Origin of the sequence: Cellulomonas denverensis, assembly GCF_012396125.1 — a bacterium.
Lineage (GTDB): Bacteria > Actinomycetota > Actinomycetes > Actinomycetales > Cellulomonadaceae > Cellulomonas > Cellulomonas denverensis.
Window position 1 is genome coordinate 105,549 of record NZ_JAAXOX010000001.1, and the last position, 12,356, is coordinate 117,904.

Annotated in this window: 11 protein-coding genes; 4 read left to right on the forward strand and 7 right to left on the reverse strand. The window is 69.4% G+C overall.

The features are described 5' to 3' along the window. Positions 1–32: 32 nt before the first annotated feature. A complete protein-coding gene (locus HGA03_RS00490; protein ID WP_373307644.1) occupies positions 33–1,835 on the reverse strand; it encodes an ABC transporter ATP-binding protein in 1,803 nt (600 codons plus the stop codon). An 84-nt stretch (positions 1,836–1,919) separates the two neighbouring features. On the opposite strand from HGA03_RS00490, the gene HGA03_RS00495 reads away from it, so the two are divergent. Next, positions 1,920–2,543, forward strand: a complete 624-nt coding sequence (locus tag HGA03_RS00495) for a PH domain-containing protein (RefSeq protein WP_168628265.1) — start codon at positions 1,920–1,922, stop codon at positions 2,541–2,543. Between the two features lie 52 nt (positions 2,544–2,595). Here the strand turns inward: HGA03_RS00495 and HGA03_RS00500 are convergent, their stop codons facing one another. The 4 genes from HGA03_RS00500 to HGA03_RS00515 all read right to left on the reverse strand — a co-directional run bounded on the left by HGA03_RS00500 (position 2,596) and on the right by HGA03_RS00515 (position 8,933). Beyond that, entirely contained in the window at positions 2,596–3,645 is a 1,050-nt protein-coding gene (locus HGA03_RS00500; RefSeq protein WP_168628266.1) for an ABC transporter permease, read from the reverse strand. Continuing rightward, positions 3,642–5,162: an ABC transporter permease gene (locus HGA03_RS00505; protein WP_168628267.1), complete on the reverse strand. Its 1,521-nt coding sequence runs from the start codon at positions 5,160–5,162 to the stop codon at positions 3,642–3,644. The genes HGA03_RS00500 and HGA03_RS00505 overlap by 4 nt, the downstream gene beginning before the upstream one ends. A gap of 209 nt (positions 5,163–5,371) precedes the next feature. Further along, positions 5,372–7,195, reverse strand: a complete 1,824-nt coding sequence (locus HGA03_RS00510; protein ID WP_239073471.1) for an ABC transporter family substrate-binding protein — start codon at positions 7,193–7,195, stop codon at positions 5,372–5,374. A gap of 361 nt (positions 7,196–7,556) precedes the next feature. Continuing rightward, positions 7,557–8,933 (reverse strand): MFS transporter, encoded by a 1,377-nt coding sequence (locus tag HGA03_RS00515; protein WP_168628269.1) that lies wholly within the window; start codon positions 8,931–8,933, stop codon positions 7,557–7,559. A 69-nt stretch (positions 8,934–9,002) separates the two neighbouring features. Here HGA03_RS00515 and HGA03_RS00520 point away from each other — a divergent pair, with 69 nt between their 5' ends. Genes HGA03_RS00520 through HGA03_RS00530 form a run of 3 tightly spaced genes read left to right on the forward strand, consistent with a single transcriptional unit; the run spans position 9,003 to position 10,341 of the window. Continuing rightward, positions 9,003–9,443: an iron chaperone gene (locus HGA03_RS00520; RefSeq protein WP_168628270.1), complete on the forward strand. Its 441-nt coding sequence runs from the start codon at positions 9,003–9,005 to the stop codon at positions 9,441–9,443. Next, the gene (locus tag HGA03_RS00525) at positions 9,443–9,967 is read left to right on the forward strand and encodes a cysteine hydrolase family protein (protein WP_168628271.1); all 525 of its coding nucleotides are present in this window, start codon (positions 9,443–9,445) and stop codon (positions 9,965–9,967) included. Before HGA03_RS00520 ends, HGA03_RS00525 begins: the two co-directional genes overlap by 1 nt. After that, a complete protein-coding gene (locus HGA03_RS00530) occupies positions 9,964–10,341 on the forward strand; it encodes a DUF952 domain-containing protein (protein WP_168628272.1) in 378 nt (125 codons plus the stop codon). The genes HGA03_RS00525 and HGA03_RS00530 overlap by 4 nt, the downstream gene beginning before the upstream one ends. 12 nt (positions 10,342–10,353) lie before the next feature. Here HGA03_RS00530 and HGA03_RS19680 read toward each other — a convergent pair whose 3' ends face one another. After that, entirely contained in the window at positions 10,354–10,845 is a 492-nt protein-coding gene (locus HGA03_RS19680; protein ID WP_425591859.1) for a WapI family immunity protein, read from the reverse strand. A 19-nt stretch (positions 10,846–10,864) separates the two neighbouring features. Next, positions 10,865–12,253, reverse strand: a complete 1,389-nt coding sequence (locus HGA03_RS00540; RefSeq protein WP_168628274.1) for a hypothetical protein — start codon at positions 12,251–12,253, stop codon at positions 10,865–10,867. Positions 12,254–12,356: the final 103 nt, after the last annotated feature.

The window sequence follows — 12,356 nt, forward strand, 5'->3', positions numbered from 1 at the left end:
CGCGCCGCATCACCGTCGGTGCAGGTGAGGCCTCAGACCGCCGGCGGCAGGTGCGCCGCCTCGTTGTCCTCGGCGTGCGGGCGCACGCCGGCGGCGGTGATCTCCTCGTCCTTCTCGATCTCGGCGCGCTGAGCCTCCAGGATGGCGTCGCGGGCCTCACGGCGGCGGCGCTGCTCCTCGGGGTCGGGCACCGGGACCGCGGTCAGCAGCCGCTGGGTGTACGGGTGCTGGGGGTTGTTCACGATCTGCGAGGTCTCGCCCACCTCGACCAGCTCGCCCTTGTGCATCACGGCGATCCGGTCGGACAGGATCTCCACCACCGCGAGGTCGTGGCTGATGAACAGGCAGGCGAACCCGTGTTCGCGCTGCAGCTCCTGGAACAGCTCCAGCACGGTGGCCTGCACCGACACGTCCAGCGCGGAGGTCGGCTCATCGGCGACCAGCAGCTTCGGCTCCAGGGACAGCGCCCGGGCGATGCCGACGCGCTGGCGCTGACCACCGGACAGCTCGTGCGGGTAGCGGTTGCGCATCGCCCGCGGCAGCTGCACCTGGTCCAACAGGCGCTCCACCTCGCGGCTCAGCGCGGCGCCCTTGATCCCGCGGTGCAGCAGCAGCGGCTCGGCGATGGACTCACCGATCGGCAGCCGCGGGTTCAGCGAGGAGCCCGGGTCCTGGAACACGATGCCGACCTGGTTGCGCAGCGGCTTGAGGTCCTTGGTCCTCGCCCCGACCATGTCGGTGCCGGCGATCTTCAGCGAACCACCGGTCACCGGCAGCAGGCCGACCACGGCGCGGCCGATGGTGGTCTTGCCGGAGCCGGACTCGCCGACCAGGCCGACGACCTCGCCCTGGTGGATGGTCAGGTCGACCTCGTTCACCGCCCGGAACGCCGGCTGGCGGCCACGGCCCGGGTACTCGATCACCATGCCCCGCGCGTCCAGCACCAGATCGCGGCCGGCCATCGGGTCCGCCACCGGCTCGGTGGTGGTGGCCGACGACGAGGCGGTCTCCCGGCCCAGGTGCGGCACCGCGTCCAGCAGCTTCTGGGTGTACGGGTGCTGCGGGGAGGCGAAGATCGAAGCGGAGGTGCCCTGCTCGACCACCTCGCCGTCCTTCATCACCAGGATGTCGTCGGCCATGTCGGCGACCACGCCCATGTCGTGGGTGATCAGGATGATCCCGGAGTTGATCCGGCTGCGCAGGTCACGCATCAGCTTGAGGATCTCGGCCTGCACGGTCACGTCGAGCGCGGTGGTCGGCTCGTCGGCGATCAGCAGCTTCGGGTCACAGGCCAGCGACTGGGCGATCATCGCGCGCTGGCGCTGACCACCGGACAGCTGGTGCGGGTAGGAGTCGAAGCGCCGCTCCGGCTCGGGGATCTCCACCAGGCGCAGCAGTTCGATCGCCCGCTCCTTGGCGGCGTGCGGCCCCATCTCGAAGTGGTTGCGCAGGGTCTCCACGATCTGGAAGCCGATCGTGTACACCGGGTTCAGCGCGGTCATCGGCTCCTGGAAGATCATGGCGATCTCCTTGCCGCGGATCCGGCGCAGCTTGCCGTTCGGCATGCCGATCAGCTCGCGGTCCTCCAGCTTGGCAGAGCCCCGGGCCCGGCCGTTGACCGGCAGCAGGCCCATCATCGCCATGGAGGACTGGGTCTTGCCGGAACCCGACTCGCCGACGATCGCCAGGACCTTGCCCGGGTGCACGTCGTAGGTGACCCCACGCGCGGCGGGGAACCAGGTGCCGTCCACGTAGAAGTCGACCCCGAGGTCGCGCACGCTCAGCACCGGCGCGCCCTGCGCGGCAGTGGACTCGTGAGAGGTGTCGATGGCCACGGTTCAGTGTCCTTCCCGCACCGGCGCGATGCCGGTACCCAGCGACGTGACGGTCGTCGACCGCGCGTCTGACAGCATGGCGGCATGGGCCCCACGCACGTGTTCGATTCGATGTACGGCCGTGTCCTGACCGGCGCCGGCGCGGTGGTCGCCGCCATCATGCTGGTCAGCATCACGGTCACGGAGGGCGTCGGCGGGCTGCTGCGCGCCGCGCCCTGGATCCTGCTGGGCGTGCTGGCCGTGGCCGCCCTGTTCTGGCTGCCCCGGGTGGTGGTGTCCGACGGCGGGATCGAGATCCGCAACGTCTGGACGACCACCCAGATCCCCTGGCCGACCTTCCGGGCGGTGGAGGCCCGCTACTCCCTGGAGGTGGAGACCACCACCGGCACGGTCAGCGCCTGGGCGGCGCCCCGGTCCAGCGGTGCTGCGGCCCGGATGCGCCGCCGCGGCACGGCCGACGACACCACACCGGCGGTCGTCGACGCCGGTGACCCGGACACCACGGTCCGGCATCCCGGCACCGCCGACGCGGCAGCCGCGGTGATCGTCGCCCGCTACGGCGCGCTGAAGTCGGCCGGGCACCTGGCGGGCGCCGAGCAGGCGGTGCGCGCGGGAGGCATCGCCCCGGTGCGCACCCTGCACGTCCGCACGCTCACCGCGGCGGCCGTGCTGGTGGTCGCGGGCCTGCTCGGGGTGCTGATCGGCTGAGCCGACCCGCACCCCGAGGGCCACACGCCCGTTCGGCGAGGTCACCGGTGGGTCACATCCCCGACGATGAGCCGGGCGTACGCAGCTGCGGCGGTACGACGGGGTTCTTGTACTCCAGCTTCGCCTCGGCCCGCTCCATCTTGCGCACCGACGGCACCCGCTTCTGCCGCGGGTCGAAGGCGTCGCGCAGGCCGTCACCGATGAAGTTGATGCTCAGCGCGATCAGCACGATGAACAGACCGGGCCACCAGAACAGCCACGGCCGAGTGGCGAAGGCGCTCTGGTACTCGCTGATCAGCCGGCCCAGGGAGACCTCCGGCGGGGTGATGCCGAAGCCGATGTAGGACAGCGCGGTCTCCAGCAGGATCGCCTGGCTCATCAGCAGCGTGGTGCTGACGATGATCACGCCCACCGCGTTCGGCAGGATGTGCTTGAAGATGATCCGCGGGGTGCTCGCGCCGGCGACCTTGGCCGCGTCGACGAACTCCCGCTCGCGCAGGGTCAGGAACTCACCGCGCACCAGCCGCGCGAGGCTGGTCCACAGGATCAGTCCCAGTGCGACCGCCAGCACCGCCGCGGACACACCACCGGCGAGCTTGCCGATCACGGCGCCGATCACCAGGGTCGGCACGGTGATCACCAGGTCGGTGGCCCGCATCAGGGCGGTGTCGAGCTTGCCGCGGAAGTAGCCGGACAGCGATCCGACCAGCACACCCATAATGCAGGCGACCAGGCCGATCACGACCATCACCATCAGCGAGGTCTGGATGCCCTTCATCACCTGGGCGAACATGTCCCGGCCGAGCTCGTCCTGACCGAACGGGTGCTCGCCGGTGGGGCGACCGCCGTTCAGGATGCCCTTGGGGTCGGTGCGGCCGGTGTACTTCCACCAGCCGGGGATCGGGCCGACGCCCACCGAGGTGAAGGCGAGCAGCGCCACCGCGACCACCAGGAACAGGCCGGTCATGGCGCCCTTGTGCCGGAAGAACCGGCCGCGGACGATCTGGCCCTGGGACAGGCCGGCGATCTCCTTGAGCTCGATCTCGTTCTCGAGGTGCTCGGAACCCGCGTCGGGGGTCTGGGGAGTGGAAGACATGCTCATGCGTCCAACCGGATTCGGGGGTCGACAGCCGCGTAGATCAGGTCCGCGACGATGTTGGCGATGATCGCGAGCGTGGCGACGATGGCCAGGTAGGCCATCACCGGCTCGATCTCGGCGCCGTTGAGCGACTTCACGAACAGCTGGCCCATGCCGGGCCGGGCGAAGACCGCCTCGGTGATCACCGCACCACCGACCAGGGCGATCACGTCGATCGGGACCACGGTGGCGAGCGGGATCAGGGTGTTGCGGAAGCCGTGCCGGACCACGACCACCCGCTCCGGCAGGCCCTTGGCCCGCGCGGTGCGGATGTAGTCCTGGTTCATCACCTCGAGCATGCTGGACCGGGAGTACCGGGTGTAGGCGGCGAACGCGATCAGGATCAGCGTCAGGGTCGGCAGCATCAGGTGGGTCAGCGAGTCGAGCGTCTGCACCCAGTAGTTGCCGCCCAGGTTCGGGGTCCGGTCACCGAAGGTCGGGATCGGCCGCCCACCGAGCGCGGCGTAGTAGGGCTGCCAGACGTTCAGCACCCGGTCGGCGAAGGTCAGCGCGGCCATGATCAGCGCGGTGATCGCACCGGCCCGGGCGGAGATCCGCCAGTCCGGGCCACCGAACAGCCGGCCGACCACGCCACCCATCACCAGCGCGACGATCGCCAACACGGCCATCAGCCAGTCGGCCTCGTCGATCTGGTTGAACACCTCGATCATCACGAAGTACATGACCAGGCCCAGGCCGACCGTGGCCAGCGTGGTGTAGAGCGCCCGGCGGTTCTGCAGGCCGGCGGTCACCGCGGTGATCGCCAGGGCGGTACCGCCACCGAGGATCACCAGCAGCACCGGCCCGATCCGCGGGTTGCTCCACCAGTCGCTGAGCTGGAGGTAGGCGAGCAGGCCGCCGGTGGCCACGGTCGCCACGGCGAAGGTGGTCAGGCGCCGCTTGACGTCGCCACCGATCGCGAGCATCCACAGCACACCGAAGATCACCGCTATGCCGGCGATCACCAGCCAGGACAGCGTCGGGTCGCCCAGGAAGTCGTTGAAGCCGATCGCGCCCCACTGCTTGAGCAGCACCGCGACCCAGAACGAGGGCAGCGAGTAGAGCAGGAACGACAGGAAGATGATCAGGTAGTCGAAGGCGCTGTACTGACGCAGCGCGCTCACGACACCGACCGTGATCCCGAGGATCAGCGCGAGGACGGTGGACGCGGTCACCAGCTGCAGCGTGGAGCCGATGGCGTGCTTGATCAGGTCGCCGACGGCCTCGTTGGTGCGCCAGGCGATGCCCCAGTCACCGGTCACGAAGTTGCCGATCCACTGGAAGAAGCGGACCACGACGTTCGTGTCGAGCTGGAGCTGCTCGATGCGCTGGTCGATCAGCTGCTGCTTGTTGGGCGCCGTACTCTCCCGGAGGTCCGCCAGCGGATCGATCGCGGCGTTCACCAGGATGTACATCAGGAAGAGTGCCACGAACAACGTGGCCAGCCCCGCCAGCAGGCGGCGCCACAGGAATCTCAGCACGGGGAGAGAACCTCGCTCGGTCAGGGTGCCGCGGACTGAGGAATGTTAGTCCCTCCGGGCGCGACTCCGGCCACCGTTCGGCGGCTGGTCACACGAAGAAGGCGCCCGGGGCGATGCCGCGGTCGCCTTCTCGGATACTGCATGAACTATCCGGTGGTGCCCAGCCACGAAGCCGGGCACCACCGGACAGGTTACGACATCGAACCGGGTCAGCTCGCCGAGGCGGCGCTCCCCGGGGTCCAGTTCCAGAACCCGGCGAAGATGGTCGGGTTGATGGAGATCTGGTCGATCCCGTCGATCTTCTCCGGGTTCCAGGCGGTCACGCTCGGGAACTGGAAGATCGTGACGCCGAAGCCGTCGTCCACCAGGTGCTTCTCGATCTGACCCAGCAGGTCGGTCTGCTCGTCGGAGTCCGTGGACACCTGGAGCTGGTCGAGCAGCGAGTCGACCTCCGGGTTGGAGTACCCGTAGAAGTTGTTGGTGGCGTCGGTGCGGTAGTTCGCGTCCAGCTCGGTCACCGCGGTGGACTGCGACTGCCAGCCGAACAGCGCGGCGTCGTAGTACGAGGTCGCGGTCGACAGGTCGGTGCCCCAGTCGGACTGGACCTGGTAGGCGGTGACGTTGATGCCGGCCTCGGCAGCGGACTCCGCGATCAGGTTGAACTCGTTCTGACGGCGGGTGTTGTTCGGGTCGAACAGCAGACGCACGTTCACGGAGGTGACACCGGCCTCGGCCAGCAGCGCCTTCGCACCCTCGATGTCGACCTCGCCGAAGGCCTCGGCCTGACCGGACGCGTCGGCGACCGCGTCGTAGTTCGGCGAACCGGGGACCACCGAGAAGGAGTCACGGGTGGTGGCGTCCGGGTTCAGCGGCTTGATCAGGGTGTCGACGATGTCCTGGCGCGGGATGGTCTTCAGGAACGCCTGGCGCACCTTGAGGGCCTTGTCGGCGTCGCCGCCGTAGGTCGCCGGGTCGAACGGACCACCGTTGGCGAACTGCAGGTCCACGTGCTCGTAGGTACCCTCCTCGCCGGTCTCGACGGTCACACCGTCGAGGGCGTTGATGGCCTCCAGCACGTCCGCGGTGGACTGCGGGCTGATCAGGTCGACCTCACCGTTCTGGAGGGCCTGGACCTGACCCATCGGGTCACCGTTCCAGCGGATGGTCACGGTCTCGATGGTGGCCTTGTGGTCACCCTCGTAGTTCTCGTTGGCCACCAGGGTCATGTACTGGTCGGTCACGAAGTCCGACATGATGTACGCGCCGTTGGAGAGGTACAGGCCCTCGTCGTCCGGCAGCGAGGTGTAGTTGAAGTCGTTCGTCCAGACGCTGGCGATCTTGGACAGCGCGTCGGTGTCCGCGTTCACGATCGCGTCCTGCACGTCCTGCACCGCGGTCTCGGCGTCGTCGACACCCAGCGCGCGCTCACCCACGATGTGGGAGGGCAGCGTCGGCGCGGTGAAGCAGGTGTCCCAGTCCGCGAACGGCTTGGAGTACGTGAAGGTGATGGAGGAGTCCTCGATCTCCGGGGTGTCCTCGATCAGCGCGACACAGGGCGAGGCGGCGGCGAAGAACACACCGGCGTCCAGGGCGTCCTGGTTGGTGATGTTGCCCTCGTCGTCGTACTCGGCCTCGACGTTGTTGAAGGTGCCGCTCTGGGCGGCCCACTCCAGCAGGAAGTCGGTCGGCGAGACGGCGGTGCCGTCGGACCACTTCGCGGTGTCGGCGAAGGTGTACTTGATCTGCAGCGGGTCGTCCGACACCTTCTCGTAGGTGCCGAAGGAGGTGTCCTCCTGCAGCGCGAGGTCGGCGTCGTAGTAGTTGAACGCCGACTTCGTCAGGTACGTGACGATGGAGTTCGCCGTCGCGTTGCCGATGGTGCTGTTCTGGTTGTACGAGTAGAACGGCTGGTTCCACGCGATGTTGACCGACGTCTGGGAGTTGATCCCCGCGTCGTCACCGGTGGAGCCGTCGTCGCTCGATCCCGAGCACGCAGCGAGCGCGAGCGCGCTGACGGCGGCGATCGAGGCCACGGAAGCGGCCTTACGTGTGATCCTCAATGTTCCTCCTGACAACTGGCGGTCAGCGACCGACCGCGGGACGTCGCGGGGGTGCTGCCGCTCGGCAGACGCACAGACCTGCCTGGATGCGCACACGCTAGTTCCTGCCGACGGACCCACTGAACGCCGGAGGGACCAGAGTGGGTGATCGTTACCGGATTGATACTGGACAGTACTGTCCAGTATTCGAGACGTCACGGGTGAGAAACATGCCGGAAACATGCGCAACCGCCCGGCCCGCGTCTCGCAGAGCGAACCGAAACCGACTCTGCCACGGCCGGTGACCAGCCGCATGTGTTAAGGGTGCCCTCGGGGCGCCGCCCTGGGTGGTGGGTCAGGTGCGGGGGCGCAGTGCGCGGTCCACCAGCGCCAGCACGGTCGCCCCCGCGGAGGCCACCATGATCAGCCAGCCGATCGCGTGCAGCCCGGCATCCGACGGACTGTCGCCGAAGGTCAGGCCGATCACCGCCGACGACCCGATCGCCGCCAGGTACACCGCGGTCCGGGACAGCCCCGAGGCGGTTCCGGTCTGCGCCGGCGGCACCTGCCGGTACAGCGCCGCCTGGTTGGTCACCGACGCCAGACCTTGCGGGATGCCGAAGACCCCGGCCACCAGCAGCAGCAGCCAGACCGGCGCCCCGGAGCCGAGGCCGATCAGCAGCACTCCCCCGGTCAGCGCGAGCACCCCCGCCACCACCAGCGGCGGGCGCAGCCGGGTGTTCCTCGCCACCAGCACCGACGCCACCCCGGCCAGCACCGCCGTCGGCAACTGCAGCAGCCCCGCGGTATCGGCATCGAAGCCCGCCGCGCCCTGCAACCACTGCGAGTAGCCGTAGACCACCGCATAGGCGGCCAGGTACACCAGGAACATCCGGGCGTAGGTCCGGGTCAGCGGCCCGTTCGCCGCCAGCATCCGCAGATCCACGAACGGGGCGGTCCGGCGCAGCTCCCACGCCGCGAAGCCCGCCAGCACCACGACGGACAGCACCAGCAGCCACCACAGCGGGTCGCCCAGCTCCAGCAGGAACACCAGCAGCGCCGCCAGGCCCACCGCGAACAGCACGATCCCCACCGGGTCGATCGACCGCAGCAACGGGACACCGCTCGCCGCCGTCCGCGGGCGGGTGGCGTCGCTCGGCACCCACAGCCAGGTCAGCACCAGCGCCAGCAGCGCCAGCGGCACGTTCACCAGGAAGATCGACGGCCAGCCGAAGGCGGCGATCAGCACCCCGCCCAGCACCGGGCCCACCGCGGAGGTGGTCAGGCTCGCGATCGACAACCCGGACAGCAGCGCCGGTGGTGTCGGCAGGCCCGCCCGGCCGGACTGGTCACGGATCAGCGTCATCGCGGACGGGTACGCCGAGGAGGTGCCCAGTCCGATCAGCACCCGCGCCGCCAGCACCCCACCGAAGCCGGACCACAGCTCGGGCAGCAGCCCCGCCAGCGCCACCAGCACCAGCCCGGCGGAGTACACCCGGCGCGGGCCCAGCACATCCGCGAACTTGCCCATCACCGGCTGCGCCACCGCACTCGCCAGGTAGAGCCCGGCCACCAGCCACACCGCCCGCGACGTCGGCACGCCCAGATCCCGCGAGATCGGCACCAGGGCGACCGAGATCATTGTGGTGTTGATCGGGTTGAGCACCGGGCCGATCAGCACCGGGACGACGAACCGCGGCCCGAACGGTCGCTCATGAGTGGGGGTCGGCACGTGCCACGACGTTACGCCCCGGGTGCTCCTACGATGACCCGGTCAGCCGCCGCACCGAGAGGAACCACCATGAACGCCGCACGCGACGAGCAGGTCGAGGGTTTCACTGCCGAGGAGAAGGCGGCGATGAAGGAGCGGGCGGCGGAGGTGCGCAAGTCCAAGCGCTCCGGCGCCTCCGGCGACCCTGCCCAGGAGCTGCTGGACAAGATCGCCGAGATGCCCGACGAGGACCGGGTCGTGGCGGAGAAGATCCACGCCCTGGTGGTCGAGCACGCACCCACCCTCAGCCACCGCACCTGGTACGGCATGCCCGCCTACGCCAAGGACGGCAAGGTGCTGCTGTTCTTCCAGCCCGCCAGCAAGTTCAAGGCCCGCTACTCCACCCTCGGCTTCAACGACGTCGCCGCGCTGGACGACGGGAACATGTGGCCGAACTCGTATGCGATCACCTCGCTCGGCCCCGACGACGAACAGCGGATCGCCGAGCTGATCGTCCGCGCGGTCGGCTGATGACCACTGCCCTGGTCGTGATCGACGTCCAGGTGGACGTGCTGGACGGCTGCGTCCGGGTGGAATCGGCCCTCCACGCCATCCGCACGCTGCTGTCCGCCGCGCGCACCGCGCGCACGCCGGTGGTCTGGGTCCAGCACCAGGGCCCGGGATTGGAGGCCGGCTCGGACGGCTGGCGGATCCACCCGGCGCTCGACCCGCTGCCCGGCGAGCCGGTGGTCGCCAAGTCCTACCGGGACGCCTTCGCCGGCACCGACCTGGCGGCGGCGCTCGGCGATGCGGACCACCTGGTGCTCTGCGGCGCCCAGACCGACTACTGCGTGCGCACCACCGCGCAGCGGGCGGCCGCCGAGGGGTACGGGATCACCTGGGTCACCGACGCGCACACCACCTGCGACGTCCGGACCGCCGCCGGGACGGTCCGGGCCGAGGACGTGATCGCCCAGCACGACCACTACTTCGGCGGGCTGCGGTATCCCGGGCAGGAGGTCCGGGCGGTGCCGGCGGCGCAGGTGCAGTGGTGACCGCGATCCAGCACCTCGCGCTGCGCACCGAGTGGGACGCCGCCCGCCGGGCCGGTGTGTATCGGCAGTCCACCCTGGGCCGGACGCTGGACCAGGTCGGGTTCATCCACTGCTCCGCCCCGCACCAGCTCGCCCCGATGGCCGAGTTCGTCTACGCCGACGTGGCCGAACCCCTGTGCGTGCTCACCATCGACCGCGACGCCGTGGAACGCGCCGGGACCCGGGTGCTCGACGAGGACGGTGGCGGCGGCGAGACTTACCCGCACCTGTACGGCGCGCTGCGGATCGAGTGGGTGACCCGGGTCGAGCCCGCCCGGATCGAGGACGGCCGGCTGCGGGTCACTACCGACCCGGATGGGCCCGCGTTCGCCTGATCGGCCGACGTGTCACCACCACCGCGGGGGGACGGCAGCGAGAGCGCGCCGCCACTCGTCGGCGGCCCAGTCGACCACGCGTCGATCCATCCAGAGCTCATACACCACGGGCCGTCGGGTGTAGCGGTCGGGACCGGCAGGGAGTGCCTCGTGGGTGAGCTTGACGCGCAGCGCGATCTCGCCGCCACGTACGGACACGACGTCGAAGGTGAACAGCGGCTCGATGAACGACATCCGGCCGGGAAGCGTCCCGCCGGAGCCCGGGCAGACGGCCACTGCGTGCAGCCACTCGGCAAAGTCCTCGGCTTCGGAGGCGGTCATGCAGGGATCGTGGAACGACCAGTGGTCCCCGTTCGCGAGTTCGATCTCGCCGCCGACCATCACCCAGTTGCAGTCGTGCCAGAACCAGGGGTGCGGCCACACGGCTCCGGGAGGGGGATCCGGGTACTGGTAGCCGGTGGGGTACATCTCCAGGCAGGCGCCGTCCCGCGACCACAGTCTCATCGCGCCCGCGCCGTGGTCGTCAACGAGTGCCCGGGCCGCCGGGTGCCATCGCGACGCCGGATCTCGTCACCGACAGCGACAGATCACTCCGCCGACTCAGCAACTCCAGGATCGCCTCGTCTGCCGTGTCGCGGGCGAGGTCGCCGGCCACCCAGATCGGTCCGCGTCCGGACTCCACGCATCGCATCCGCCTTCCACCCGGCGCGTCATCCTGGAGCGCGACCACTCCCTCGACGACGACCGTGCGCGTCCCATGCCGGTCGGCGAGGACCCGCGCGAGCTCCCGCACCGCTCCCGCCGCCGACAGCCGGACACCGCGCAGGTCCGGCGGGCAGTCCCGGCCGACGATCTCGTAGACATTCACCTTCTGCCGGAGACGGTCGTACCGCCACCGCAACTTCTCCGGGCGAGCGCTGACCCAGTCGCCCGAACCGATACCGCCGGTGTTGGCGATGTACTCCTCGCCGTATACCGCAAGAAGCTCATCGTCCAGACGACGGACCCGGGTGACCCTGGTCGCGGTCGCCATCAGACTCCGTACCTGGTGGCCGTCGATGCCGTCGAGCTTCTCGGACAGCGACTCGAGAGACTCAATGGCGCAGGAGCGGACCAACTGGCAGGCGAAGTCGTATCCGGCCTCCGTCGCGTCCTCGTCGTCGGGAAAGCGCTCGGTCAGGAATGCGCGCAGGCTTCCGGCGTCGACCGCTGTCGTCCCCGTGCCTCCCGGATCGTCCGTGGGGACGTCGGAGGCTGTCGGCTCGATCACCGGGCCCCCGGCCGGATTGGAGAGGATGTGCGCGATCGCAATGAAGGTCTCGTCCAACGCCCGGCGTGCATCCGAGGCCACCCCGAAGAGGCAGTCGATCGTCACCTGGTCGCGTTCGCCGATCGCCGCATACTCGACCCCCTTGTAGCGCACGTGGTGCTCGAACTCGGCCCAGGCGTGTGCGGCAACCGTCCGGACCTGGATCTCGAGTCCCGCGAAGCGCTCGAAGTAGTGGGCGAGATCGCCGCCGCCGACCAGCCATCCCGTTGACGCACCAGACCGCTCGCCCGTGGCAATCAGATGCACACAGTCGTATCCACGCCGGCGCTCCTCTTTCTCCTCGCCGGGCATGCGGTCCTCGCTGAGCTCGAACCGGGAGCGGATGAGTTCGCAGACCTTGTTCCGGTCGGTGATCGAGTACGTGATGATCCGAGCCGCCACACAGTCCGTGACCTGCCGGCGCGGGTCGTCGTAGGCCTTGCGCGCGCACTTGTCCTGGAACGACTGGATCGACTTGTGCCGGGCGGACACGTCGTGCGCATCGATCGCGCCCTCGGTCAGCAGCCGGCGGAGATAGTCCGCAATCTCACCGGCGGCCCCCGGCAACCAATCCCAGTCTTTGAGGTCTTCCCCTGTGAGCACGTGCACCCCTGCCCGGACGACAACGAAGAAATGTCCGCAGGTTAGCACCCGGATTGGAGCCAAGTAACGCACCGCACGGTGCTCCATCACCCAGCATGGCGAA

What these genes read in the sequence shown, in the direction of transcription:
- HGA03_RS00495 (WP_168628265.1), top strand. Translation starts at nt 1,920, where the DNA reads ATGGGCCCCACGCACGTGTTCGATTCGATGTACGGCCGTGTCCTGACC.
- HGA03_RS00500 (WP_168628266.1), bottom strand. Translation starts at nt 3,645, where the DNA reads ATGAGCATGTCTTCCACTCCCCAGACCCCCGACGCGGGTTCCGAGCAC.
- HGA03_RS00520 (WP_168628270.1), top strand. Translation starts at nt 9,003, where the DNA reads ATGAACGCCGCACGCGACGAGCAGGTCGAGGGTTTCACTGCCGAGGAG.
- HGA03_RS00525 (WP_168628271.1), top strand. Translation starts at nt 9,443, where the DNA reads ATGACCACTGCCCTGGTCGTGATCGACGTCCAGGTGGACGTGCTGGAC.
- HGA03_RS19680 (WP_425591859.1), bottom strand. Translation starts at nt 10,845, where the DNA reads ATGAGACTGTGGTCGCGGGACGGCGCCTGCCTGGAGATGTACCCCACC.